Source organism: Bradyrhizobium erythrophlei, assembly GCF_900129505.1.
GTDB lineage: Bacteria > Pseudomonadota > Alphaproteobacteria > Rhizobiales > Xanthobacteraceae > Bradyrhizobium > Bradyrhizobium erythrophlei_D.
On sequence record NZ_LT670818.1, the window covers coordinates 2,392,795 to 2,416,875 of the forward strand.

General features: G+C 62.3%; 24 protein-coding genes. 4 read left to right on the forward strand and 20 right to left on the reverse strand.

The window, feature by feature from the left end; genetic code table 11:
- Window positions 1-248: 248 nt before the first annotated feature.
- From B5525_RS11305 to B5525_RS11350, 10 genes are all read right to left on the reverse strand, one after another.
- Window positions 249-1,235 (reverse strand): biotin-dependent carboxyltransferase family protein, encoded by a 987-nt coding sequence (locus tag B5525_RS11305; RefSeq protein ID WP_079566080.1) that lies wholly within the window; start codon window positions 1,233-1,235, stop codon window positions 249-251.
- Window positions 1,225-2,100 carry a 5-oxoprolinase subunit B family protein gene (locus tag B5525_RS11310; protein WP_079566081.1) on the reverse strand — a complete coding sequence of 292 codons (876 nt, stop codon included), beginning with the start codon at window positions 2,098-2,100 and terminating at the stop codon, window positions 1,225-1,227. The genes B5525_RS11305 and B5525_RS11310 overlap by 11 nt, the downstream gene beginning before the upstream one ends.
- A 33-nt stretch (window positions 2,101-2,133) precedes the next feature.
- On the reverse strand, window positions 2,134-3,552 hold the full coding sequence (locus B5525_RS11315; protein WP_079566082.1) for an acetyl-CoA carboxylase biotin carboxylase subunit: 1,419 nt from the start codon (window positions 3,550-3,552) through the stop codon (window positions 2,134-2,136).
- Between the two features lie 16 nt (window positions 3,553-3,568).
- The gene (locus B5525_RS11320) at window positions 3,569-3,811 is read right to left on the reverse strand and encodes an acetyl-CoA carboxylase (RefSeq protein WP_079566083.1); all 243 of its coding nucleotides are present in this window, start codon (window positions 3,809-3,811) and stop codon (window positions 3,569-3,571) included.
- 36 nt (window positions 3,812-3,847) lie between these two features.
- On the reverse strand, window positions 3,848-4,576 hold the full coding sequence (locus B5525_RS11325; protein WP_079573218.1) for a LamB/YcsF family protein: 729 nt from the start codon (window positions 4,574-4,576) through the stop codon (window positions 3,848-3,850).
- A gap of 167 nt (window positions 4,577-4,743) precedes the next feature.
- On the reverse strand, window positions 4,744-5,931 hold the full coding sequence (locus B5525_RS11330; protein WP_079566084.1) for an ABC transporter substrate-binding protein: 1,188 nt from the start codon (window positions 5,929-5,931) through the stop codon (window positions 4,744-4,746).
- Window positions 5,932-5,962: 31 nt separating this feature from the next.
- Window positions 5,963-7,018 carry a branched-chain amino acid ABC transporter permease gene (locus B5525_RS11335; protein ID WP_244567869.1) on the reverse strand — a complete coding sequence of 352 codons (1,056 nt, stop codon included), beginning with the start codon at window positions 7,016-7,018 and terminating at the stop codon, window positions 5,963-5,965.
- Window positions 7,019-7,039: 21 nt separating this feature from the next.
- Window positions 7,040-7,954 (reverse strand): branched-chain amino acid ABC transporter permease, encoded by a 915-nt coding sequence (locus B5525_RS11340; RefSeq protein WP_079566086.1) that lies wholly within the window; start codon window positions 7,952-7,954, stop codon window positions 7,040-7,042.
- 2 nt (window positions 7,955-7,956) lie between these two features.
- Complete coding sequence (locus tag B5525_RS11345; protein WP_079566087.1) at window positions 7,957-8,679, reverse strand: ABC transporter ATP-binding protein; 723 nt, start codon at window positions 8,677-8,679, stop codon at window positions 7,957-7,959.
- Window positions 8,676-9,452 (reverse strand): ABC transporter ATP-binding protein, encoded by a 777-nt coding sequence (locus B5525_RS11350; protein ID WP_079566088.1) that lies wholly within the window; start codon window positions 9,450-9,452, stop codon window positions 8,676-8,678. The genes B5525_RS11345 and B5525_RS11350 overlap by 4 nt, the downstream gene beginning before the upstream one ends.
- 99 nt (window positions 9,453-9,551) lie before the next feature.
- Between B5525_RS11350 and B5525_RS11355 the strand changes: the two genes are divergently transcribed.
- Entirely contained in the window at window positions 9,552-10,472 is a 921-nt protein-coding gene (locus tag B5525_RS11355; protein ID WP_079566089.1) for a LysR substrate-binding domain-containing protein, read from the forward strand.
- On the opposite strand, the gene B5525_RS11360 is transcribed toward B5525_RS11355, so the two are convergent.
- Complete coding sequence (locus B5525_RS11360) at window positions 10,460-10,831, reverse strand: hypothetical protein (RefSeq protein WP_079566090.1); 372 nt, start codon at window positions 10,829-10,831, stop codon at window positions 10,460-10,462. The genes B5525_RS11355 and B5525_RS11360 overlap by 13 nt on opposite strands.
- 139 nt (window positions 10,832-10,970) lie before the next feature.
- Complete coding sequence (locus tag B5525_RS11365; protein WP_244567870.1) at window positions 10,971-11,297, reverse strand: response regulator; 327 nt, start codon at window positions 11,295-11,297, stop codon at window positions 10,971-10,973.
- 572 nt (window positions 11,298-11,869) lie between these two features.
- Between B5525_RS11365 and B5525_RS11370 the strand changes: the two genes are divergently transcribed.
- Window positions 11,870-13,525 carry a hypothetical protein gene (locus B5525_RS11370; protein ID WP_079566091.1) on the forward strand — a complete coding sequence of 552 codons (1,656 nt, stop codon included), beginning with the start codon at window positions 11,870-11,872 and terminating at the stop codon, window positions 13,523-13,525.
- Window positions 13,526-13,700: 175 nt separating this feature from the next.
- Here the strand turns inward: B5525_RS11370 and B5525_RS11375 are convergent, their stop codons facing one another.
- From B5525_RS11375 to B5525_RS11400, 6 genes are all read right to left on the reverse strand, one after another.
- Window positions 13,701-14,495 carry an enoyl-CoA hydratase gene (locus B5525_RS11375; protein ID WP_079566092.1) on the reverse strand — a complete coding sequence of 265 codons (795 nt, stop codon included), beginning with the start codon at window positions 14,493-14,495 and terminating at the stop codon, window positions 13,701-13,703.
- Between the two features lie 156 nt (window positions 14,496-14,651).
- Window positions 14,652-15,842 (reverse strand): CaiB/BaiF CoA transferase family protein, encoded by a 1,191-nt coding sequence (locus B5525_RS11380; protein WP_079566093.1) that lies wholly within the window; start codon window positions 15,840-15,842, stop codon window positions 14,652-14,654.
- A gap of 40 nt (window positions 15,843-15,882) precedes the next feature.
- Window positions 15,883-16,947, reverse strand: a complete 1,065-nt coding sequence (locus tag B5525_RS11385) for an ABC transporter ATP-binding protein (protein ID WP_079566094.1) — start codon at window positions 16,945-16,947, stop codon at window positions 15,883-15,885.
- Window positions 16,944-18,680 (reverse strand): ABC transporter permease, encoded by a 1,737-nt coding sequence (locus B5525_RS11390; RefSeq protein WP_197687912.1) that lies wholly within the window; start codon window positions 18,678-18,680, stop codon window positions 16,944-16,946. Before B5525_RS11390 ends, B5525_RS11385 begins: the two co-directional genes overlap by 4 nt.
- A gap of 19 nt (window positions 18,681-18,699) precedes the next feature.
- A complete protein-coding gene (locus tag B5525_RS11395; RefSeq protein WP_079566096.1) occupies window positions 18,700-19,764 on the reverse strand; it encodes an ABC transporter substrate-binding protein in 1,065 nt (354 codons plus the stop codon).
- A gap of 158 nt (window positions 19,765-19,922) precedes the next feature.
- Window positions 19,923-20,885 carry an alpha/beta hydrolase gene (locus B5525_RS11400; protein ID WP_079566097.1) on the reverse strand — a complete coding sequence of 321 codons (963 nt, stop codon included), beginning with the start codon at window positions 20,883-20,885 and terminating at the stop codon, window positions 19,923-19,925.
- A 190-nt stretch (window positions 20,886-21,075) separates the two neighbouring features.
- Here B5525_RS11400 and B5525_RS11405 point away from each other — a divergent pair, with 190 nt between their 5' ends.
- Together B5525_RS11405 and B5525_RS11410 are read left to right on the forward strand one after the other, a co-directional pair.
- Window positions 21,076-21,282 carry a hypothetical protein gene (locus B5525_RS11405; RefSeq protein ID WP_079566098.1) on the forward strand — a complete coding sequence of 69 codons (207 nt, stop codon included), beginning with the start codon at window positions 21,076-21,078 and terminating at the stop codon, window positions 21,280-21,282.
- A 221-nt stretch (window positions 21,283-21,503) separates the two neighbouring features.
- Window positions 21,504-21,713: a cold-shock protein gene (locus B5525_RS11410; RefSeq protein ID WP_079566099.1), complete on the forward strand. Its 210-nt coding sequence runs from the start codon at window positions 21,504-21,506 to the stop codon at window positions 21,711-21,713.
- A gap of 170 nt (window positions 21,714-21,883) precedes the next feature.
- On the opposite strand, the gene B5525_RS11415 is transcribed toward B5525_RS11410, so the two are convergent.
- Window positions 21,884-22,969: a hypothetical protein gene (locus B5525_RS11415; protein ID WP_079566100.1), complete on the reverse strand. Its 1,086-nt coding sequence runs from the start codon at window positions 22,967-22,969 to the stop codon at window positions 21,884-21,886.
- A gap of 398 nt (window positions 22,970-23,367) precedes the next feature.
- A complete protein-coding gene (locus B5525_RS11420; protein WP_425305263.1) occupies window positions 23,368-23,790 on the reverse strand; it encodes a hypothetical protein in 423 nt (140 codons plus the stop codon).
- Window positions 23,791-24,081 lie beyond the last annotated feature (291 nt).

Consider the following 24,081-nt stretch of genomic DNA (forward strand, 5'->3'; position numbering starts at 1 on the left):
CTGTTAGCCGCCTGTTATCAGCTTGTTCTCAAGAGAAACAAATTACTTATCCATTCGATTAAACCCCGGAAAAGACGGAAAGAAATTGCCAGGGGCCCCATTCCGACGCTCAATCTTGAGTTTTTCGGCCAATAACAGGCGAATTGCCTTGAGAGTGGTTCGCAGCAGACTGCACCCACCGCCACCTCGGCAAAAACTCGAAAAGCCCTTATGTTATGGGCTTTTCCGATAGATGGCGCGCGCTGGCTTCAGGATGATGACGTCAAGGACGAGCGGACTTTCGCCAGCAGCTCAGCCCGTACTTTGCGGGCCGCCACCGCCTGATCCATTTCGACCTTGACGAACGTGACCGGCGTATTGGGCTGCAGCTGGCCGATCAGATCCATATCGGCCGAAATGACCGTGCCGACCATGAAATAGCCGCCGCCCGAAACCGCGTCACGATGCAGCACGATCGGTTCGGTTCCTCCGGGCACCTGGATCGAGCCATAGGGATAGCAGGCATCGGTGATGTTGGAGGGATCGGAGCCCGCGCCGAATGGCGGCTCGCGCGGCACGAACGCGAGCGGCTTGCCGCCCTTGAAGCGGTAGCCGATCCGGTCGGCTTCCGGAGCGACCTTCCAGGTATCGGAAAAGAACCCCTTGCCGGCGGCCTCGGTGATGCGATGCCAGTAAAGTCCGGGGATGACGCGCAACTCCGTTGGCATTCCAACCGGCAAGCCGCGCAATTCGTCCCCGACTGCACGGCCCTCCTTGACCGCTGCATTGGCCGTGCCGACCGGCAACTCGTCGCCGGCCTCGAGCTTGCGTCCCTTGAAGCCGCCGAGGGCGCCGAGCGCATAAGTCGAGCGCGAGCCGAGAACCACCGGCACGTCGATGCCGCCTGCGACGGCGATGTAGGCGCGCGCGCCTTTTTTCAGGAAATCGAAGGAGAGCTTTTGGCCGCGCTTCACGTTGAAGGAGGCCCACGTCTCGCGCGGAACGCCATCGAGCTTCGGCGGCAACTCGGCCCCCGTGACTGCGACCATGGCGTCATCAGTAAACTCGAGCTCCGGCCCCATGAAGACGGCTTCGAGAACGGCTGCTCCCTCCTCGTTGCCGACGAGCAGGTTCGCGGCTGCGAGCGCATGCCGGTCCATGCCGCCGGAAAGCGGGATGCCGATGTGATAATAACCGGGCCGCCCGAGGTCCTGGACGGTGGTGGCAAGACCCGGCTTCAGAACCTTAATGGCCATGGAGGACCCCCTCGAGTTTGTGATTGTAGCCATCGATGTCTTGGTTGAACTCGGTCAGCGAGAACGAGACGTCGCGGATGACCGGCGCGAAGCGGCCCGCCTCGACGTCGCCGACGGCCGCGTCATAGGCCGCCCGGTCGATCGGCTTCCACTTCACGATATCGCCCGGCTTGAACAGGCACATGAAATCGCGCAGGTAGCTGATCTTCTGGTTGGGATCGTAGATCGGCATCGGCGTGATGCCGAACATCTGGTAGCCGCCGGCGCCGCGCACCGAGTAGATGCAGCTGAAGCAGCCGCCGTGCCCGACCGTGAGCTTGGGCGTGTCCGTTCGCGGGCGCAGATATTTCGGCGCCTGGAGCTGCCGCTTGCGCTCGACCATCTGATAGAGGAAAGGCAGGCCGGCGACGAAGCCGACCATGGAGACGAACCAGGGCGCACTCGAATGCGCCTTGATGAAGGCGTCAACCCCGTCGAGATGGTTGATGCGTGCGGCATATTCCAGATCGGTGCTGTTGGGATCCTGATGACGCTCGCGGAAGCGCATCAGCGTCTCGTTGGTCCAGGGATCGTCGTACAGCACCGGGATTTCGATGATCCTGGTCGCGATCACCGGTTCCGACTTCCCGGCAGCCGAATCCAGCCGCTTCAGCTCGGCGAGCATGTCATCGGGCTTGATCAGATCGGAATCGAACTTCACCTGATAGGAGGCGTTGGCCGGGCATATCTCGGTGACGCCCTTGATCCTGGCGTCGCGCACCGCATTGGTGATGAAGAGGCTCTTGAAAAAAGCCTCGAGCGACATCGCTTCATCCACTTCGGCGAAGATGTGCTCATCGCCGCCGAAGGAAAATCGAGTTTGCATGGGGCACTGGCCTCCTGTTGCTGACGGGACGGATTATTTTGCGGTTGCGGGAGCGGGAACGGTCGGCACCGCCGGAGCAGCCTCTGCTGCGGCGAGACCTGCGATATGTGATGCCAGCCACGGTTCGAGCCAGGCGGTATGAAACCGCCCGGCCTGCACGTCGGGATCGCGAACCAGCGCCTGGTGCAGCGGCTTGGTCGTCGCCAGCCCCTCGACGTTCAGTTCACCGAGGGCGCGTTCGAGACGTCGGATCGCGCTTGCCCGATCCTCGTCGTGGACGATCAACTTGCCGAGCAGGCTGTCGTAGAACGGCGGCACCGTGTAGCCGGCATAGAGCATGCTGTCGAAACGCACGCCATTGCCGCCGGGCACGCTGAGCGCGGTGACGGTACCCGGGTTGGGGGCGAAGCCTTTCGCCGGATCCTCGGCGTTGATGCGGACCTCGATCGAGTGACCGTTGACGCGCACCTGGTCCTGGCGGATGCGCAGAGGCTCGCCGCCGGCGATCCGGATCATTTCGCGCACCAGATCGATGCCGGTCACCATCTCGGTCACGGGATGTTCGACCTGGATGCGCGTGTTCATCTCCAGGAAATAGAACGCGTGGCTGCGATCGTCGTACAGATATTCGAGCGTCCCGGCGCCGCGGTAGTGCACCGCCTTGGCGAGCGCGACCGCCGACGAACAGAGTTTTTCACGAATGGCTGGTGTCAGCGAGGGCGACGGAGCTTCCTCCCAGACCTTCTGACGGCGGCGCTGCAGCGAGCACTCGCGTTCGAAGCAGTGGATGACGTCGTGGCCGTCGCCGAGAATCTGCACCTCGATGTGCCGCGCGCCTTCGATGAGCTTCTCGACATAGATCCCGCCGTCGCCGAAGGCCGCGAGCGCCTCGGCCTGCGCCTGTGGCATCAGGTGATGAAACTCCTCGGCCGAGCGCGCGATGCGGATGCCGCGGCCGCCGCCGCCGGCCGCCGCCTTGATCATCACGGGAAAGCCGATTTTCTCCGCCAGGGCGAACGCCGCCTCGGCGGACTCCAGACGGCCGCGGCTGCCTGGAACCGTCGGCACTTTCGCCGCCGCCGCCGCTTCGCGCGCGGCGACCTTGTCGCCCATCAGGCGGATCGATTGAGCCGTCGGCCCCACGAAGATCAGCCCCGCCGCCTCGACCGCGGCGGCGAACTCGGCATTTTCGGCAAGGAATCCATAGCCTGGATGGATCGCGTCGGCGCCCGTTGTCTTGGCGGCGGCGAGAATCGTATCACGGTTGAGATATGATTTCGACGCCTGCGCAGGGCCGATGTCGACGCACTCGTCGGCAAGCCGCACTGCAAACGAGTCCTTGTCGGCCTTGCTGTAGACCTGCACCGTCGCAATGCCCAATTCGCGCGCCGCACGAATGATGCGCACGGCGATCTCGCCGCGATTGGCAATGAGAAGTTTCTGGATCGTCATGGGCGGTTTGACTGGCTCAGACATCGATCTCGGCGATCGGCTGGCCGGCCATCACGGCGTCCTCGTTGTCGACAAGGAAGCGCACGATCTTGCCGGCCACGCCCGCTTTTACTTCGTTGAACGACTTCATGACCTCGACGAGGCCAACCGTGTCTTCCTGCGTGACCGCGTCGCCATCGGATTTGTAGTCCGGCTTGTCCGGTGCCGGCTTGCGGTAGAATATGCCTGGGAGCGGCGAAAAGATTTGCTGTAGAGCCATGAGTTCCTCGTACTTTGATCGGCTTTGCCCTGCGCGTCAGCGCGCTGCCAGATAGGGGCGGACTGCGTCGCGAACCGCCACGGCGATGTCGACGGCATTCGGTGTGTCGGAGTGGACGCAGATGGAATCGGACCCGACGGTGATGTCGTTTCCAGCCACCGTGCGCGTCTTGCCTTCGGTCACGGCGCGCAGGCAGCGTGCAGCCGCGTCGGTGGGATCCTTGGCATCGTGTTCGCGCGTGATGATGAGGCTTCCATCGGCATTGTAGTCGAGATCGGCATAATATTCGGCGACGAAGGTGTGACCGCGGCGCTGATAGACCTTCTCGTGCAGCGTCCCTTTCATGCCGAACAGCGGCACCTTGTAGACATCTGCGGCGTCCGCCACGGCCTCGGCGATGTCCTCCATTCGTGCGGCCATGCCATAGAGCGCGCCGTGCGGCTTGATATGATTGAGAGCAACGCCTTCGGCATCTAGGAACGCCTTGAGCGCGCCGATCTGGTAGAGCAGGCAGTTCGTCAGCTCTTCGCGGCCGATCTTCATCTCCCGGCGTCCGAACCCCTGCAAATCAGGCAGAGAGGGATGGGCGCCGACCTTGACGCCGTGCTGTTTGGCCAGGCGCACGGTCTCGCGCATGTGATTGAAGTCCGAGCCATGGAATCCGCAAGCGACGTTGGCGACGTCGATCTGGGGCATCAGGCCTTCGTCATCGCCCATCTTGTAGAGGCCGAAAGCCTCGCCCATGTCGCAATTGATCATGACCATCTCCGTGTTGTCCTTATCCCCGCCGCTGCATTCGCAGCGCAACATTCGTGAACTAAATCTAAGCCCGGCGAACGAGACGCCTGCCGACTTCAGCAGGCGTCACGTTCATGGCGATCGACCCAAGGAGACGCCGCAGGCGAAAACCTTGGGCGACGCGTTGCCCGGCCTTACTTGGACACTAGATAGTCGACCGGGATCTTCTCCGAAATCGTCCACTGATCGACCACTTTCGGTTTGCCCGCTTCGGTATCGACGATCAGATAGCGGCCCTGGTTCTGATGGTGCAGGTCCTTGCTGAAGGTCCGCGGCCCGAACAGCGTGGGCTCGTTGGTCATTTTCTCCAGTTCGGCCACGACAGGCGCGGCATCCGTCGACTTGGCGCGCTCGACCGCCTTGGCCCAGACGTCGATCAGGACATAGCCGGGATAGACGTACTGGCTGGACGGATCGCCGCCGGTGACTTCCTTGTACTTCTTGTTGAACTCGGCGACCTTCGGATTGGGGTCGTCGCCATAGATCGAGCCCTGCACCGGCACGTAGAAATTCGACAGGTCCGGAACGGCGCTCAGCCAATAGCTGCCATCGACGCCCGAGCCGTTGAGGATCATCGACTTGATGCCGGCGGCGCGGATCTGCTTGATGGCCGAAACCGCGCCCGGCATCATCGTGCAGAGCATGATGGCGTCCGGCTCCTTCGGCAGGCTCTTGATGCGGGTGATCTGGGAGGCGATCGAGGCATCGTCGTTCTTGAAGGTGTCGGTGCCAGCGAGCGTGGCGTCCTTCAGATGCGGCATCTCCCAGTCGAAGCCGTCGCAGATTCCCTTGTTATAGACGGTCCAGCTGTCGAGCAGCCGGTAGAAGCTGCGGGCATTCTTCTTGGTGTAGGCCCACTCGGCCATCGTCGCGCCCTGCACCGCCGCCAGCACTGAGGCGGAGAACGAGTAGGGACCGACCCCGGGGATGCCGGCCTTGATCGACTCCGCGCACAGGAAGAAGGAGACTTTACCGGCCGACTGAGCCTGCAGAGCCGCCGGCGCACCGAAGTCATAGTCGCAGGAGACGATCACGAGGTCGGCGCCCTGGTCGAGCACCGCGAGGCCCGCTTTGGCGCCCTCGGCCTGATCGGTCTTGGTGTCGGCAAACACGGCCTTGATCTTCTTGCCAAGCAATCCGCCCGCTTTGTTGATCTCGTCGATGCGGATCAGCGCGGCGTCCTGGGCCGGCTTGTCATAGGCCTGCATGAAGCCGGATGCGGCGGTGGCAAATCCGACCACGATCTCGTCGGCCGCCAGGGTCGGGGTCGACCACAGCGCGCCCGCCACGGCCAACGCACTTAGTATTTTGGTGAAACGCATTTAACCACTCCTCCGTTTTGTGAACTGGACTTCAATTCGATTCCTTCAGGGCCGTCTGCACAGGCTGCGGCAACCGCTGTCCGAGCGGCCACCCTCTCCAGGAGAACTCGCGGTTGCGGGTAAGGCCGGTTGGCAAGTACATCAGGATGACGATGGTGATGATGCCGATTGCGATCTCCTGCACTCCGTTCGGGAGCGCGATGGTCAGGCCGCCGAGGCTGACGCCCTTTTCCAGGTCGCGAAACATCTCGATAAGCGCGGAAATCACCACGACGCCGGATACCGCCCCGCTGAGGCTGCTCATGCCGCCGACCACCAGCATCGACAGGGTGATGAACGTCGTGCGCAGATAGAACGAACCCGGATTGACGATGCTCAGGAAGTGCGCATAGAGCGCGCCGGCCAGACCAATGATGAAGGCGCTGACGACAAAGGCGATCAGCCGCTCGCGGACCATGTCGATTCCGGAGGCGCTGGCGGCCACGGCCTCGTCGCGGGTGGCGCGAAGCGCGAGGCCGGAGCGGGAAATCGAGTAGAGATAGGCAATCGCGATGGCGACCGCGGCGCCCAGCGATCCGATCCAGACATTCGTATTGGGCGGGATGCCGACAATAGAGCCTTGCCCGCCCGTCACCGAGTCCCAGTTCGAATAGACGTTGTTGACGACGCCGAGCAGCCCGAAGGTGGCGATCGAGGCCGCGATCCCCGATAACCGCATGATGACGCGCCCGACGATGAGCGCGAACAAGGCCGCGAATACGCCCGAGATCGGCGTCGCAACCCACATCGGCAACTGCGTGTGCAGGAGCCAGGCGGGCAGTCCCTTAAGCGTGACCGATTTCATCATCGGCGGGATGGTCAGCCATGCGGTCATATAGGCGCCGAGGCACATGAAGCTGATATGGCCGAATGACAGCAGTCCCGAATTGCCGACGAAGACGTAGAGGCCGGCGACCACCATGATGTTGATGAACATCTCGACGACGGTGCGATTGAAGGCCCTGCCGCCGAATTGATAGGTCAAGGCCGCAATGGCGAGCAGCGCGGCGACCAGGATGACCGGTGTCGTGATCGTTCGCCAAATCACCGATGTTCGCCGCGCCATGGATCAGACCCTCTGCTTGGCGGATTTGGGCGCGAACAGCCCTTGCGGGCGCACCAAGAGGACCACGATCACGGCGCCATAGACAAAGGCATCGCGGAACACGCGGGCGTCATGCGGCAGCGTCGCCTGGAACAGGACGCTGGCGCCGCCGATCAGGAAGCCGGCCGCAACCGCGCCCGGCACGCTGCCAAGACCTCCGATCACCGTGGCGATGAAGGCGATCAGCATAACATTGGCGCCCATCCCGATATCCGCCGTGCCGGAGTTGGTCGCCAGGATCAGCCCGATCGCGGCCGCCAGCATGCCGCTGATAGCAAAGGCCAGCAGAATGACGCCGTTGGCGCGCACCCCGAGCATACGGGCCATGGTGAAGTTCTCGGCGGCGGCGCGCATCTCCAGGCCGTAGCGCGTGCGCTTGAGGAACAGCGTCAGTACGATCAGGACGGTCAGGGTAATTACAATCGTCACGACCTGCAGCATCGGGATGCGGGCACCCAGAAGCTCGACCGGCAGGCTGAGACTCGGCCACAGCGTGATCGACTTCGGGCGGCTCGAATACAGCATCAGCAGCAGATTGCGGATCGCAAAGCCGAGGGCAAAGGAAGCGATCATCATCGTCGCCGGGTTGGCATTGCGGAAACGCCGGAAGACGATCACCTCCGACAACATCGACAGCGCCGCGCCGACGAGCAGCAGCAGCGGAACGAGAAGGTAGAACGGGAGGTTGCCGGCGAAGACGATGGCGGCCGCATTGATCGACGGCCACAGCATCGCGAACACGCAGAAGGCGATGAAGTCGCCATGCGCGAAGTTCACCAGCCGCATTACGCCGAAGATCAGCGCGATCCCCAGCGCGCCAAGGGCATAAAGGCTTCCCAGGCTCAGCGCGTCGAAGACGATTTGCAGCACTTCAGTCATGCTCAATGGTCCCCGAAGCCGAAATACGCCTGCTTCAGGCGCTCGTCCTTGATCATGTCGCCCGCCGCGCCCTCCAGAACGATGCGTCCGCCGCGCATCAGGATCATCCGTCCGCCGGTCATCATGGCGCGCGTCGAACTTTGCTCGACGATCAGGAGGGTAAGTTTGCGTTGCTCGCGCAGCCGGATCAAGATTTCGTACACGAGGTCGATGATCTTGGGCGCAAGTCCGAGCGATGGTTCGTCGATCGCCATCAGCCGGGGCGCGGCCATCAGGGCCCGGCCGATGACGAGCATCTGCTGCTGGCCGCCGGAAAGCATGCCGGCGGCCGTATGGCGGCGCTCGGCCAGCATCGGGAATTCGCGGTACACCGATTCAAGATCGCCGGCGACCTTGTGTTTGTCGGCGCGCATGCCGGCGCTGACTTTTAGATTCTCCTCGATGGTCAACGCACCGAATACGTTGCGCCCTTCGGGCACGAGCGAGAATCCGCACCGGGCGATTGTCTCGGGCGGGGCTCCCGTCACTTCGGTGCCGCCCAGCGTGATGGATCCCGAGACGGGCGGCACGACGCCCGCAATCGCGTTCAGCAAGGTCGACTTTCCTGCGCCATTGGGCCCCGTCACGAACAGGACTTCGCCCTCGGCGATGTTCAGGCTGATACCACGCAAGGCGGTCAAGCGCCCGTAGCGGACCGTAACGTTGTCGACGGCCAGCAGCGTCATGGAGCGACTGCCTCGCCGATCGCAACCGCCGGAATAATTTCGTCGCGTTGCGTGCCCATATAGGCGTGCCGAACCGCATCGCTGTTGCGGATTTGGTCCGATGGACCGACTTCGATGATCTCGCCGGAGTCGAGCACGAAGATGCGTTCGCACAGTTCGAGCACGAGGCCGATATTGTGCTCGATCAGCAGCACGCCGACGCCGAGTTCTCCGGCGATGCGCTTGATGATGGCCGCCAGATCGTGGCTTTCGTGCTCGGACATGCCGGCCGCGGGCTCGTCGAGCAGCAGATAGCGGGGATTGCACATGATGGCGCGGCCGATGGCGACGCGCCGCTCGTCGGTGTAGGGCAAGGCTCCGGCGATGGCGCCCGCGAGGTGCGATATGCCGAGCCAATCCATCACCCGCTCGGCCTCTGCGATCGCGTCGCGCCGGGTCAGCCCGAGGCCCACGCCGGTGACCTCGAGATTGTCCACGACCGGCAGCTCGCGAAAAAGACGTCCTGATTGAAAAGTACGGGCTACGCCCTTGCGCCGCAGCTTGTGAGCCGCAATGCCGTCGACCGTTTCGCCCTCCAGTTCCACGGTCCCCCAGCCAACGCGTTGAAAGCCCGTCAAAACGTTGATGAGTGTGGTCTTTCCGGCCCCGTTGGGTCCGATCAGTCCGGTGACGCGCCCGCGCGGCACGGCCAGCGTAACGCCGGACAAGGCTTTCAATCCCTCGAACTGGACGCTGACATCACGAGCGACCAAATCCAGGTGACCGGAAGTCATTGAGACGCCTTTTCAAACACGAACGAACCGGCTTGATTTGTTGCGTCGCACCAGCGATTGTAAAACTCGAAAAAATGCTCGCTGATATCGGAATTTTTTATGGCTCTGACTTTCCGTCAGGTGCGTCACTTCATTGCCACCGCAGAGACCGGAAAGGTTTCGGCCGCAGCTGCCGGCCTCAACGTGACGCAATCGGCCGTCACCGCATCCATCAAGGCGCTTGAAATCGAACTCGGACGAAAGCTGTTCGACCGCCATTCGAACGGCGTCACGCTCACCTTCGAGGGACAGCAGTTCCTGCAGCGCGCCCGCACCATCGAGGCCAGCGTTTCGGATGCGACGCGCGGGCCGCATCGCTGGGGGACCCAGGTTGATGGCACCGTCGATGTTGCCGTCAGCTACACCGTTGCGGGGTACTTCCTGCCGCCGCTTCTATCGCGCTTCTGGCGGGCCTTTCCGGGCATCACGGTGCGACTCCACGAGTACGAGCGCGACGCCATCGAGCAAAGCCTCATGAGCGGCAGTGTCGATGCCGCCGTCATGCTCGTTTCCAACCTGCACGACCGCCGCTCGATTCGCTCGCGCCTCTTGTTGCGTTCGCCGCGCCGCCTATGGGCCTGCGCCAATCATCCGCTGCTGCACAAGGACAATGTTCGGCTGGCCGATCTCGCCGGCGAGCCATTTCTGATGCTGACCGTCGACGAGGCCGAGCGCTCGGCGATGCGCTACTGGCAGCGTACCCCGCACGTTCCCAACGTCATCTTCCGCACCCTGTCCGTGGAAGCCGTTCGCAGCATGGTGGCCACCGGCATGGGCATCACCATTCTGTCCGACATGGTCTACCGGCCATGGTCTCTCGAAGGACACCGCATCGATCTCAAGACGCTCGATGACGAGGTTCACACCATGGATGTGGGGCTTGCGTGGAAGAGCAAGGCCCGGCTATCCCCGGCGGCCCGCGCCTTCTGCGAGTTCGTCGCACTGGCCTATCCCGGACCGGATCCGGTTCAGTTCGACTGAAGATCAGAGGCAGCCACAGCCAGCGCGCGCTTCGCCTTGTTCAGCGCGGCATTGCAGCGCGCAATATTGCCGGAGCGTTCTGCCGCGCGGGCGCGGTCAAGCGCATTGAGGGCGCGCCCGATATGCGATCCGTTGCCGGCGCCTTCAGCGGCTGCGATCGATCTGGGTGTTGGTTGATAGTTGCGCGTCGCAGCGAGGCTTTCCGGCCGCCAGGGGCCCTGGGCGGCACGGTTGGTGATAATGGCATCGGCCTGGGCCTGGACGCGATCAATCGAATCCTGGCAGGAGCTCGCGTGGCCCGGCGCCGTGGTCAGAAGGAGGATGACGAGTGCGGCACCAAACCGTGCGCCCTTTGTCATGGGTTAGCCTCCATTGCGTGCGGCAGCGGGCCGCCACGCGCCTATCAATTGCCGGAGTTCCCCACAAATGTCTTTCGCAAATGAACGTGTCGCATTTGATCGCGGTTCGAGAGGCCCGGCAGCCGCTGCGGAACGACGGCTACCCGGCGAGAGCGTCCGTCAGAGAGGCGATCAACTGATCGGCGCCGAAAGGCTTCGTTAAAAGGCTGTGCGCGCCGCTTGCCTTTGCCTGAGCCAATAGCGTCGGCTCGGTGCGAGCGGTAATCAGGATGACCGGAATGTCGCTGGCGCCGATCGCCTGAAGTTCGCGCTTGAGTTCAAGGCCGCTCATGCCCGGCATGCTGATATCCGAAATGACGCATTGGCAGCGTCCGACGTCGCTGCTCGCCAGGAAGTGCAGGGCCGATTCATAAGCGGCTGATCTGTAGCCGAGCGACCGGAGCAGGGTTTCCAGCGCCGAACACAAGGAGGCGTCATCGTCGACGATCGCGATTAACGGAGGCACAGACACGCGGGTTCCTTTCAAACGTACGGTCGTTCGAAACCCTTATGACGCCGCGGCGGCTGATAAAGTCATGCGCCAGCTATTGCGGGAGCGTTTAATTTAATACCGTAATAAAGGCATCAGGGTTTGGTCACTGTCAAGCGTCTCGCCGCGCCGCCCGTCCTTCACGTGATGCTCCCGCGGCCGAATTTCAGCCGGTTTTCCCGGCGCACGCCCGGTGTGATGGAATTGCGCTCGGAGTGTTCGTGCGATTTTGGAAAAATTTCGGGTCGTTTTGAAAGACCTGCCGCGGTCGATCAAAATACGAGTTCCCGCCGCGTGCCGATCTTTCGACGGAGTACGCTTCCCCTTGCTGATCTTGGAGAGCTGGCGCTCCCCTGCAAAAAGCTGTCGCGAAAGAACAACACCGACGGGCTCTCTGGAAGGCTGTCACAGCAACGACGTGTAATCGTTACGTAAGTTCCTCAAGGATTATCGCATGTCTTTACGGGCGCCCGGCTGGTTCGGGTGCTCGAATACACAGGGGACTTGCGATGACTATCAAGAACAGACTTCACGCGGTGTTGCTGGCGGCGTTCGCCGGCGCGACGCTCGTGCCGGCCTATGCGGTAGCCGACGACGCTCAGTCCGCGCGATTGCAACGCCAAATCGATGCGCTGCAAAGCCAATTGCAAAGCCTGCAGAAGCAGGTGAGCGAAACAAAGAAAGCGCAGCGCGAGGCGTCGGCTCAGGCGGCTCAAGCGCCGGCTGCCCAGGCCCAAACCGGTGGACCGCAGCTGCCCTTCAAGGCGCCGATTGCCATGCCGGGCGGTGTGAAAATGACATGGGGCGGCTTTCTGGCGGCTGAAGCGGTCTATCGACAGCATAATACCGTGTCAGATATCGGAACGCCCTTCGCTTCGATTCCGTATCCGTTCTCGCCGCAATACAAGGAACCCGAGTTCCGCGGCACCGCGAGGCAAAGCCGGATTTCGTTGCTCGTTGAGGGCGCCCTTGATCCCGTGCAAAAGCTCGCCGGCTATTACGAAATGGATTTTCTGGGAGTCGGCGTCACATCGAACTATAACGAGAGCAACAGTTGGGCACCTCGGCTGCGGCAAGGCTACCTCACCTATGACAACAGCGATTGGGGCTTCCATCTTCTGGCGGGCCAGTCCTGGAGCCTGCTGACCCAGAACACGGTCGGCATCACCCCGCGTAAAGAAAATATTCCGCTGACGATCGACGCGAACTATATCGCCGGCTTCGACTATACGCGAAACTGGCAAATTCGGGCGGTGAAGGATTTTGGGCCGACGGTCTCACTGGGCGTCTCGATCGAGAACCCGGCCTCACAGGTGTATGCAAGTTCCGGCGCCATCGCCAATGGCGGCTCGTTGAATGGTTTGATCGTGAACTGGGCGAACGCCGGCAGCAGCTTCCTGGGCAGCGGCGGCTTCGCCAACAACTTCAACACGGAAACGGCGCCGGACATCATTGGAAAGGCCGTGTTCGACCCGGGATGGGGTCATTACGAGCTGTTCGGGCTGGCTCGCTTCTTCACCGATGGCGTCTTTACTTGCAACCCGGCACTTGTGCCTGCCAACGGCGTTTGCCCCTTTACCACCGCGAACGTCGGAACAGCGAATTCGCACGTGACGGTTGGAGAGGGTGTCGGCGGTTCGGTGTTGTTGCCTGTCGTTCCGAAGCTGTTGGATCTGCAGGGGTCGGTCCTTTATGGCCGAGGCATCGGCCGCTATGGCGCCGCCCAATTGTCTGACGTCGTCGTGGCATCGGATGGCACCCTGTCACCGATCACGGCCTGGCATGCCATGGTCGGTGCGGTTGGTCACCCTGCGGCGGGACTTGATATCTATGCCTACGCCGGCACGGAAAGGGCCAACGGGAATGTCTTCAGTTCAGCTGCAGGTCCCACCGGATTTGGCGTTACGACCTTGAGCAATGCCGGCTGCGGGATTGTGACGGGAGCGTCGTTCACGGGTGGTACGTCCAACTGCGCCGCTGTGAACAAGGAAGTAGATATGGCGACGGTGGGTTTCTGGCAGAACCTCTACAAAGGTGACTACGGCCGAGTGGCAACGGGATTTCAATACCAATATATCAGGCGCAAGTCTTTCGACGGCGTGCCTGGTCCCGTCTCGACAAGCGACAACGTCGTCATGTCCTCGTTGCGTTATTATCCCTTCTGACGCCGGGATCGGATAGCGCGAGCGCAATGAGAGGAAGCGTCCGGCTATTGCTGGGCGCTTCATTCGGTGCCGTCCAGTCTCGGGAGACCCGTTCACCGCGCCATCGGCGTACCTATCACGTCGGCCTTGTCCGTCGAGCAATGCCGGCATCTCTCGATGATGGCGCGCGCTATTATCAACGCGCCCGAAATGCCGGCTTGCGTTTCTCCATAAACGCGGTGCGGCCCTCGATATAGTCGGCGGACGCAAAGCAGGCATCGACGGCCGCTTGCGCCGCGGCAAGGTTTCGTTTCTCGGGATCCTTGGTCGCTTCATTCACGCTGAGCTTGACCGAATTGATGGTCAGCGGCGCGTTGCCCCCGATCGTGCCGGCATAGTCGCGCACATAGGTCTCGATGCCGGCGGCCGGGACCACGCGATTAACCAGCCCCATTTGCAGGGCTTCCGTCGAGTCGAATTGTCGCGCAGTATAAAAGATCTCCTTGGCAAAGGAAGGGCCGACGACGTCGACGAGACGCTTGATGCCCTCATAGGCGTAGCCGAGACCGAGCTTGGCGGCGGGGACCGCGAAGCGGGAATTCTGCGCGGCCAGCCGAAGATCGCAACACAGCGCCACGCCGAGGCCGCCGCCGATACAATAGCCCTGGATCATCGCAATCGTCGGCTTGGGAAACCCGATGATGGCGGCATTGGCCAGACCCGCAATGCGGTTGTATTCCAGCACGGTTTCGGGCGATGAACGCTTTTCCCCGTACTCGGAAATATCCGCGCCCGATATGAACGCCTTGCCGCCGGCGCCGCTCAGAACCACCACCCTGATCTGATCGTCCTTTTCGAATTCGGCCATGATTTCCGGGACCGCCTTCCACATCTCCATCGATACGGCATTGTGGCGCGCGGGGTTGTTGAATTGCATCCAGCCGATCGGGCCGTCTTTCCTTGCAATCATTCGTTCCGTGCTCGTCTTCATGGGATTCTCCTGCTGGGACCGATTCAAATAATCAACTTGGCATTGCGAGCCAACGGGTCGGCGCAGAGCGCCGCCCGATGACGCGCTCCGCAAAGCAGACCACACTTGGTTTGCCGCCTCATGGTTGCTTCGCTCGCGCTCGCAATGACGGCGCCTTCAAACTATCTTTCGGGTTCGGAATTCGGCGATCGACTTGTCGTCGTAGCCATACGCCCTCAGAATTTCATCGGTGTGCTCGCCCTTGTCGGGCGTCGGATGGGCGATGTGGCTCGGCGTCCGGCTCAGCTTGACGGCCTGGTTGACGACCGCGATGTCGCCGAGCGCACCGTGGTGCACCGGCGCGGCCATGCCGAGATGCCGGACTTGCGGGTCGGCAAAAACCTGGTCCATGCGATTGATCGGGCCGCAGGGCACGCCGGCCTTGTTCAGCTTCGCGATCAGCTCGCTGCTCGACTGCTGCTTTGTCACTTCGGAGATAATCTGGTTGATCGCGGCCCGGTTCCTGGAACGCGCCGAATCCTCGGCAAAGCGGGGGTCTTCGAGCAGACGCGAAAGCCCGAGCGTCTGGCAGAAGCGCGTGAAGATATGCTTGCCGGCGGCAGCGATGTTGATATGGCCGTCGCGGGTGGGAAACACGCCGGTCGGAATACTGGTCGGGTGGTCGTTGCCGGCCTGGCCCGGTACGTCCCTGGCGATCAGCCAGCGCGCCGCCTGGAAATCCAGGAGCGAGATCTGCGCGCCGAGCAGCGACGACTGCACCCATTGACCCTCGCCGGAAACCTCGCGTTCCAGCAGCGCGACCAGGATTCCCATCGCACAGAAAATGCCGGCGCCAAGATCGGCGACGGGAATTCCGACACGCACCGGGCCCTGGCCGGGAAGACCCGTGATCGACATCAGTCCGCCCATGCCTTGCGCGATCTGGTCGAAGCCGGGCCGTTCGCGGTAGGGACCGTCCTCGCCGAAGCCGGAAATCGAGCCGTAGACGATGCGCCTGTTGATCGCGCGAATCGTCTCGTAATCGATTCCGAGACGGAATTTCACGTCCGGCCGGTAGTTCTCGATCACGACATCGGCGCTCTCTACCATCTTTTTGAAGATGGCGACGCCATCGGGTTCCTTCAGGTTGAGCGTGAGGCTGCGCTTGTTGCGATGCAGGTTCTGGAAATCGGGTCCGTGCCGGGGCCCGCCCATGTCGCTCTCGTCCAGCCCCTTCGGAAGCTCGATCTTGATGACATCGGCGCCCCAGTCGGCCAATTGCCGCGCGGCGGTCGGACCCGCGCGCACGCGCGTCAGATCGAGCACCTTGAAACGGGCGAGCGCCTGCGAGGCGGGAGTGAAGGACATCGGATTTTCTCCTGTTGATTTTATCGGGGATCAAGCGGGCTCACGCGATCAATGCCATCTGCCGCGGTTCGAACTCCAGCCAGGCGCTGGCGCCGATCGGGATGTCGTCCATCGGCGAGGCCATGACCCGCAGCGGCGAGGTCCCCTGGCGCGGCCGCACCACATAGTCCCAGTGCTCGCCGAGGAACGCGCGCTCCACGACGACGACATCGACGGAGGCTGAACCGGCGGCCGGCGGAATATCCGACAGCCGCATGCTGTGCGGCCGCACCGAAAAAACCGCCCTGCCCGCCGGGGGCATATCGTGCTCGAAGGCGGCGCGCGGCAGCGCAAAGCCGTCGAACGAAATCTGATTGTCCTCGGTAACACCCTCGATGAAATTGGTGCGCCCGATGAAGCCCGCCACGAAGCGCGTCTTCGGCTGGTTATAGAGCGCGCGGGGGTGGTCGACCTGCTCGATGCGACCATGGTTCATGACCGCGATCCGATCCGAAGTCACCATCGCCTCGGCCTGGTCGTGGGTGACGTAGACGGTGGTGACGTGAAATTCGTCATGCAAGCGCCGGATTTCAAACCGCATCTCCTCCCGCAAGGTCGCGTCCAGATTGGATAGCGGTTCGTCGAGCAGCAGCACCGAAGGCCGGATCACGATCGCGCGGGCCAGCGCCACCCGCTGCTGCTGGCCGCCTGAGAGCTCGGCGGGATAGCGGTCGGCGAGGTGATTCATGTGCACGACTTCCAGCATCTCGCCGACCCGGCGCTTGATCTCGGCCTTGGCGATCTTGCGCAGCTCCAGGCCGAAGGCGACGTTCTGCTCGACCGTCATGTTCGGCCAGATCGCGTAGCTCTGGAAGATCATCGACATCTGGCGCCGGTCCGGCGGAACCGAGCCGGCGGGCGAGGAGAGAATCTGGCCGTCCATCTCGATGGTGCCGAGCGTGGGATCGACGAAGCCCGCGATCATCCGCAAAGTCGTGGTCTTGCCGCAGCCGGAAGGCCCGAGCAGCGAGACGAATTCGCCGGACTGCAGTTCCAGATCGATACTGTCGACGGCAATAAAATTGCTGTAGCGCTTGCTGACGCCGGTCAGTCTGAGCCTGCTCAACTATTCCTCCGCAGCATGAAATCGCGTCCAATCATCCTGGAACCGATCGCGGCGATCGCTACCGTCACGACCAGCAGGATGACGCCGAGCGCCGACAGCACCTCGAAATTGCCTTCTTCCGACAGGTCGAACAGCATCACCGAGATCACCCGCGTGTTCGGCCCGACCAGGAAGATCGCCGAGGATAATTCCCGCGTCGCCGGAATGAAAACCAGGATCCAGGCGCCGGCGAGACTTTTCTTCAGGAGTGGAATCAGCACTTTGCGAATCGCCAGAAGACGGCTGCCGCCGAGAATCCGCACCGCCTCTTCCATTTCCGGGTTGATGCTGCGCAGCCCCGCTGCGCTCGAGGTGTAGGCGATGGGCAGAAAGCGGGTGGTGAAACCCAGGATCAGGATGGTCGCGGTGCCGTAGAGCGCCAGCGGCGGCGGGGCGTAGGCGGCATAGAAGCCGATCGCCAGCACGATGCCGGGAACCACGAACGGCGCGACGCAAAGGAACGCCAGCACGTTGCCGAACGGCACGAGCTTCCGGTTGACCACATAGGCGATCGCCAGCGACAGGCTGATCGCGGCAAAGGCGGTCACGCCCGAATAGACGAAGGTGTTGAGGATCGTTCGCTTGGCCTGGGTCTGCTCGACCAGAAGATAATAGAAATTGTGCAGGGTCAGATTGTCGAGGCTGAAGCCGCGGCCCCAGGCCTTGGCGAACGCGGCCTGCAGCAGCACAAGCATCGGCAGGAACACCGAAAGCGCGCAGACGATGAGCGCATAGCCGAGCATGACCCAGCGCCACGGCCCAAGCGCGATCATCCGCCGCTCGCCGCCCTTGCCGGTGACGGAAGTATAACCCCGGCGTCCCAGGATCCGGCGTTGCAGCCAGAACATCAGCACGGTGATAGCGAGCAGCGGCATCGAATAGGCAGCCGCCTCCTCGACGCGAACCGGATATTCGAAGAATTGCCAGAGCTGCGTCGACACCACGTTGAAACGCGCCGGCAGCGCGATCAGCGCGGGTGCGCCAAACAATGCGACGGCTTCGAGAAAGCTGATGATGATGCCGCCGATGATCGCGGGCGTCACCAGCGGCAGGGTGATGCGCAGCGTGGTCCGCAGCGTGCGGGCGCCGAGGATGTTGGCCGCATCCTCCATCTCCGACGACACCAGGTCGAGCGCCGAGCTGGTAAAGACAAAAGTGTAGGGAAATGAGGTCACGGCGATCACCAGGATCAGGCCGGTCATGGAATAAATATTGAAGACGCCGTGGGTGGCGCCGGTCAGCGCCATCCAGACCTTGTTCAGCCAGCCGGAATTCGGTCCCGCCAGCAGGATCCAGCCGATGGCGCCGAGATAGGGCGGCGTCACGAAGGCGGCGAACACCATCAGCCGGACGAATGCCTTGGCCGGCATGTCGGTGCGGGAAATCGCCCAGGCGATCGGAACGCCAAAGCAGGTGGCCAGCAGCGCGACGCCGACGCCGAGTTCCAGCGAGTTCAGCAGCGATTGCAGATGCCGGATACTGCCGTAGGCGGTGCGGTAGTTCGCCAGCGTAAAGCGGCCGGTGTCGGTTTCCTGCAGGCTGGAGACGATCAATCGCAGGACCGGATTAAGGATCAGGAAGCCGAGCACGGCAATCAGCACCAGCCACAGCAACATGCTGGCGTCGAGACGCCTTATTCTCGAAGCAAGGCCGGAAAATTGTACGGCGCGGAGGTCGAGCGAGTTGTCGGTCACGTTGTTTACCCTGCCGTGACTAGACGCCGAAGGTTTCGCGCCACTGCTTGATGACTTCCGGAATGCCCTTGGTGATCTGCTCGACCGTCGGCCGGATGATCTTCACATCCCTGGCCGATTTCGCGCCCGCGGGCGCCGAGACTTCCGGCCGGATGGTTTCGTTGAAGTGCTCGACCCAGATCCTCGAGGCGCCTTCACTCAGCAGAAATTCCATGAACAGGCGCGCGGCGTTGGGATGCTTGCTGCCCTTCATGATGCTGGAGGGCGCGATGATCAGCACGGTGCCCTCGGTCGGATAGATCATGGCAAGCGGGTTGCCCTTCTGCACGCTCTCCATCAGCGTGCCGACCGGCCCGGACCCGGCAATGGCGCTTTCGCCGGCGTTCAGCATGGTGACGGTATCGTTGATCGAGCGGCCGACCCGTGGATTGTTCTTCGCGAGCTTCTCGAAGAAATCCCAGCCGTATTGATTGCGCAGTGTCAGCGCCCAGGTGCCGACATAACCGCTGAAGCCGGGATGACCGAGCGCAATGTTGTTGTTCCACTTGGGATCGAGCAGGTCGGTCCAGTTTTGGGGAGCATCTGCTTCCTTCACCTTGGACGTATTGTAGCCGATGCCGATCATGCCGGCCGAGGTGACGAAATAATAACCGTCCGGATCGTAGTTCTTGTAGACGTCGAGCACCTTGCTCGAGTTCTCGGGAACGAATTTTTCGAAGGCGCCCCCGGCCTTCAATGCGACGGAGTGGCCGAGATCGGTCGAACTGAGGACGTCGCACTGGATGGCGCTGGCCCTGATCTCCTGGGTGACGCGCTGATAGGCGACCTGGGCGGTGGTGCGCAGCACGTTGACCTTGAGGCCCGGATAGAGCTGCTCGAAGCTGCGGCCGAGCACTTGGGCGGTGATGTCGTCGGATTGCGCGGTGTACCAGGTCAGTTCGCCGCCTTCCTTCTTGGCGGCCTCGTAAAGTTCCTTCTCGTGAGGGGTCATGGCGGCTGCGGATTGTGCCAGGGCGTTGTTGCCGCCGAGCACAAGAAACGCCGAACTGCCGAGAATGAAGTTGCGCCTCCGAATGGGGAACATGCGATCCTCACCTGAATCTTGCTTTTTGTTGCGGCGAGTATGCGGGCTTTTCGATCGGGCTTCAATTCATTCCGCCGCGAAATCTCTCCCACTTTGGAAGGGCAGCAGTGCGCCGCACCAATCGGACGCATGTCCTGCTGGAAAGACGTCCTTGCGAATTACGCGCCGCGATCGAGCATCGCCTTGAAATCCGCGCGGGCGCGCTGCGCTTCGAACCGGGCGGTTTCGGACACATCGCCGAGGCCGAAATAGCCGTGGATCAGGCCGGCGCCATGATGGTACCGGGTCGCGACATCGGCGGCGGCGAGCGCTTCGGCATAGGCTTTGCCTTCATCGCGCAGGGGATCGAACCACGCCGTGCAGACCACTGCCGGCGCGAGCCCCGCCAGGTTTTTTGCGCGCAAGGGTGAAACGCGCCAGTCCTCGCCATGCCCGGCGTCCGCAAGATAATGGCCGGCGAACCACTCCATCACCGCGCGCGACAGGAAATAGCCTTGCGCATTTTCCGCGCGCGAGGGGAAGCGCGCATTTTCGGTCGGGTTCGCGTAGCTTCCGGCGACATCGGTGACGGGATAGACCAGCAATTGCGCGGCGAGACTGATGCCGCTGTCGCGACAGCCGATCGCGACCGCCGCTGCCAGATTGCCGCCGGCGCTGTCGCCGGCGACACCGAGGCGCGCGCCGTCTCCGCCGAACTCGGCGATGCGCGCGGAAACGTCGCACAAGGCGGCAAAACTATCCTCGAACGCGCCGGGAAGGCGCGTCTCCGGCGGACGCCGGTAGTCGACGGAGACGACGACGGCGCCGGTTTCGATCGCAAGCAGACGTGCCTGCCGGTCGTGGGTTTCGAGATCGCCGGCAACCCAGCCGCCGCCGTGGAAAAACACCACCGTCGGCGATTTCACTTCCGAGACGCGATAGATCCGTGCGGCCAGCGGCGACGCAGCACCTGTCACTTCCGTGTCCCGCACGCTCGCCACCGGCGGTGGCGGAACCGCGGCCCGCGCCGCGGCCAGCGCGCGCAGCGAATCGCGCGCGCTTTGCGGGGTCATGGTCTCGGGATCGCGCAGCGGCAACAGCGGAATGATCTGGGCAATGACGGGATCGAGCGGTGCGGTCATGCGGGGGTTTCCGGCGGCATTCCAAACTGACGCGGCACCATATCGCGGCCGGCAATGACGGCAACCCGGGCGGCAAGAGGTCGTTGAGCGCCGCTTCGAAGGAACCCGGAATTGCACGCGCCGATCCGCGAGATTTGTTGCTTTCTGAAGCGGTTACGCCTAAAAGCCCGTCTTCACGGGAACACCCGCCATGGCCCATAATTTCGCGATCAACGACGACGTCCATCACCAGCAGCAGGGGCCGCAAGGCCGCGCCGACGTCAAGGAGCGCAGTATCTATACCATCGTCAGCTGCCTGCCGATCGAGGCGGACGGCCGCCCGCGCTACCGCATCAAGAGCAAGACCGAGAATGTCGAGCGCGTGGTGACCGAGGAGCAGATCAGCCGGCTGGGCTGACCTGCTGTCATTCATCATATTATGAGCATTTCGTCATGTTGGACGGTTTAGCTTGCTATCTCCGGCGCGGCAGCGTATACGCCGCCCATTCGAACAATCGATTTGCTTGTTGATCGCGCCGAACCGGCTCTACTCCCCAAGACATCGCTGAAATCGGATCAAGCCCGCGCGAAGGTTCGTGCGGGTGGCACCCGCGCATTTGCGCATCTTGGAGAAGTAAAATGGCTACCGGAACAGTTAAGTGGTTCAACGCGACCAAGGGCTTCGGCTTCATCGCGCCCGATGGCGGCGGCACCGACGTATTCGTGCATATCAGCGCCGTCGAGCGCGCCGGCATGAGCTCGCTCAACGAAGGCCAGAAGCTTTCGTTCGAAGCCAAGGTCGACAGCCAGCGTGGCAAGACCAGCGCGGAAAACCTTCGCGCCATGTGACGCCGTCTGAACCGGGATTACCGCGGACGTACCGGGATCTCGGATCAGCAGCGTTTCCCTGAGTAGACAAGATCAAGCCCGCCGGTTGCACCGGCGGGCTTTTTCATGGGCGAGGTTGGCACCCGATCCGGCCCGGAGGCCAAAGCCGGTTCAGGCCTCGGTGAGGTCGCTCATGCGGGCTTGACCGGCGGCGCGTTGGCCGGAGCGCCCGGTGCCGGCTGCATCAAGAGCGTAATCGGGCTTGATGCCGCATCCTTTGATGCCTCGCTCTGGCTTTTTTCGCTTGGCTTGACGGTGGATCGGACAACCATGAATCGGTTCAGAACGTCGAACCAGAAGGGCGCACCGAGCATGACGGCGAACGCGGTCACGAACCAGCCGATGACGGCCTTGAGCAGCGCGCCCGTCGCGAATTTACAGTTCTTCTCTTCGGAGCACATTTGCGGTTGCGGGAGCAACCATCCATCTTGTGTGTTCGCCCAACCGATGGGGAATCCGATTTTTCCCAACTCGGCTGACAGGTCGTCATATGACCTGGTCGTATCGGCGGCCGGAGCTGTGCCTTGCTGCTGCGCTGTCGCGACGATGCCGTCCCGGAGCGTTTTGTCGTTGGTCAGCCGCTGAGCTATCGTGATCGAATCCACGTTGAGGACAGCGGCGGCTGCGATGCCGATCAAAAAGAGGATCAACTGGGTGCGCCGCCGATACCAGCCGGAGACGCGATCCATGGTGGCATCGAACCAGCCTTCGAGGTTCTTCCTGACGGCGTTGATGTCGCCCTGCGCATCGTCGATTGCCCCGAGCACGATGTATTTGATCTGCGGCGGCAGATTGCCGGCGCACGACTTCAGACCATCTATCGTCAGGCTGGCGCGGGCATCCTGCAGCGGCGCAACGGCATTGGCCTGCGCGGCGGCGCCCGCTGCCGGCGGCGCGCTTCTCAATACGATGTCGAGAAACGCCGAAACAAATGTCCGCGACGGGATGTAGGACGGAAGGTCGCCGTTCTTGGCTTTGTCCAGCGTGTTCCGATACAGCGAGTTGATCAGGGGGTGCTTGTAGATTTGGCCGACGAGTCCGGCGTAATTGCCCTTCGTGCTGTCATCGAGCATTTCCCTGAGACCGTTTTCGAGTTCTTTCGACCGACTTTTAATGACCCCCTCGATTGCTTCGCGAACCGCGGTGGCTATCAGACTCATCATCAAAAACAGAAGGCTCATCCCGATGCCGACATCCAGAACGTCCGATCCCAACATATGATTTTTCTCCACGATGAAGTTGAAAGGCCTCTTCCGATTGACAAAAGTATGGGTAAGCAATGCAACCTTAATATACGACAATAACAGAATACAACTTCCATAGAGAGGTTGAAAAAATCAGCCAGCGGATTTGTTGCGGCGCAAATAGCGTCGCGACCGGATCAGCCGCCGCCGCCGCCGGCGGCGCCATCGCGCAAAGTGCGGTCGAGCTCGGAGAAAAGGTGTTTCCGACGTCTAGAGCCGGCGACAAGCGACGCACCCTACGCCGGTAACTGCGGAGATGGCAGCGTTCGGCAGCGTCAAGGCGACGGCGAGTGGAAGACCATCGCGCACGATACGCATATCACGTGGCCGGATACATCTGGCATCGCAGCGTCCGGCGATCTCACAAAGGGCTATTGGGCCTTCTCATGCGCGGCGATGCCGACGGCCTTGTAATCGTAGGTCGGATAGAATTCGGTGCGGTAGCTGCCCCAGGCGGTACTCTCCAGGATGCGGTTGACCTCGCGCAGACGGGACGCCGGCAGCCGCAGCGTGACGACCTGTCCGATTCCCATCATCACATACCAGGAAACCACTTCGACGCCGGCCGGCGGGAAGGCTTTGTAGAAGCCTTGTCTTTCGAGCTGCGCGTTGAGTTCGCTCAACGGGCGCGACTGGTCGTGCTTGAAGAATATCGTCAGCATCACGGCGTTGTCGGCCGTCGGCGCCGCGTTCTCGGTCGGCGCCGCCGCGGTCTGCGCCGTGGCGTCCGGGCCGAGCGCCAAAATGGCGGCCAGCGCCGCCATCGCCACCAGTGATCCCTTGCAGCGGCCCATGGCCATCTTCCTTTCGATGTGTCGGGCGTCCGCCGCGACTTGCGGGCGACGATCATCGCAAACTCCCGACCGGAGAGCCAGGTTCCTGTCCGCGCCGTTCAAACCCGCAAATGTGAAATATCTCACAGCCGGCGGTCTGGTTCGGCGCTATTCATGATCGCGGCCGGGCCACTTCCACATCAAGGACGGGGAAATGAACACGCGGCGGCTGGCTTATTGGTGGTTCAGGTTCGTCGTCTCGGGACGATTTCTGGACAAGTTCCTGAACACGCGACGCATGAGGCAGGATTA

What these genes read in the sequence shown, in the direction of transcription:
- B5525_RS11305 (WP_079566080.1), bottom strand. Translation starts at nt 1,235, where the DNA reads ATGGCCATTAAGGTTCTGAAGCCGGGTCTTGCCACCACCGTCCAGGAC.
- B5525_RS11310 (WP_079566081.1), bottom strand. Translation starts at nt 2,100, where the DNA reads ATGCAAACTCGATTTTCCTTCGGCGGCGATGAGCACATCTTCGCCGAA.
- B5525_RS11315 (WP_079566082.1), bottom strand. Translation starts at nt 3,552, where the DNA reads ATGACGATCCAGAAACTTCTCATTGCCAATCGCGGCGAGATCGCCGTG.
- B5525_RS11320 (WP_079566083.1), bottom strand. Translation starts at nt 3,811, where the DNA reads ATGGCTCTACAGCAAATCTTTTCGCCGCTCCCAGGCATATTCTACCGC.
- B5525_RS11325 (WP_079573218.1), bottom strand. Translation starts at nt 4,576, where the DNA reads ATGGTCATGATCAATTGCGACATGGGCGAGGCTTTCGGCCTCTACAAG.
- B5525_RS11330 (WP_079566084.1), bottom strand. Translation starts at nt 5,931, where the DNA reads ATGCGTTTCACCAAAATACTAAGTGCGTTGGCCGTGGCGGGCGCGCTG.
- B5525_RS11340 (WP_079566086.1), bottom strand. Translation starts at nt 7,954, where the DNA reads ATGACTGAAGTGCTGCAAATCGTCTTCGACGCGCTGAGCCTGGGAAGC.
- B5525_RS11345 (WP_079566087.1), bottom strand. Translation starts at nt 8,679, where the DNA reads ATGACGCTGCTGGCCGTCGACAACGTTACGGTCCGCTACGGGCGCTTG.
- B5525_RS11350 (WP_079566088.1), bottom strand. Translation starts at nt 9,452, where the DNA reads ATGACTTCCGGTCACCTGGATTTGGTCGCTCGTGATGTCAGCGTCCAG.
- B5525_RS11355 (WP_079566089.1), top strand. Translation starts at nt 9,552, where the DNA reads ATGGCTCTGACTTTCCGTCAGGTGCGTCACTTCATTGCCACCGCAGAG.
- B5525_RS11360 (WP_079566090.1), bottom strand. Translation starts at nt 10,831, where the DNA reads ATGACAAAGGGCGCACGGTTTGGTGCCGCACTCGTCATCCTCCTTCTG.
- B5525_RS11370 (WP_079566091.1), top strand. Translation starts at nt 11,870, where the DNA reads ATGACTATCAAGAACAGACTTCACGCGGTGTTGCTGGCGGCGTTCGCC.
- B5525_RS11375 (WP_079566092.1), bottom strand. Translation starts at nt 14,495, where the DNA reads ATGAAGACGAGCACGGAACGAATGATTGCAAGGAAAGACGGCCCGATC.
- B5525_RS11380 (WP_079566093.1), bottom strand. Translation starts at nt 15,842, where the DNA reads ATGTCCTTCACTCCCGCCTCGCAGGCGCTCGCCCGTTTCAAGGTGCTC.
- B5525_RS11395 (WP_079566096.1), bottom strand. Translation starts at nt 19,764, where the DNA reads ATGTTCCCCATTCGGAGGCGCAACTTCATTCTCGGCAGTTCGGCGTTT.
- B5525_RS11400 (WP_079566097.1), bottom strand. Translation starts at nt 20,885, where the DNA reads ATGACCGCACCGCTCGATCCCGTCATTGCCCAGATCATTCCGCTGTTG.
- B5525_RS11405 (WP_079566098.1), top strand. Translation starts at nt 21,076, where the DNA reads ATGGCCCATAATTTCGCGATCAACGACGACGTCCATCACCAGCAGCAG.
- B5525_RS11410 (WP_079566099.1), top strand. Translation starts at nt 21,504, where the DNA reads ATGGCTACCGGAACAGTTAAGTGGTTCAACGCGACCAAGGGCTTCGGC.
- B5525_RS11415 (WP_079566100.1), bottom strand. Translation starts at nt 22,969, where the DNA reads ATGTTGGGATCGGACGTTCTGGATGTCGGCATCGGGATGAGCCTTCTG.
- B5525_RS11420 (WP_425305263.1), bottom strand. Translation starts at nt 23,790, where the DNA reads ATGGGCCGCTGCAAGGGATCACTGGTGGCGATGGCGGCGCTGGCCGCC.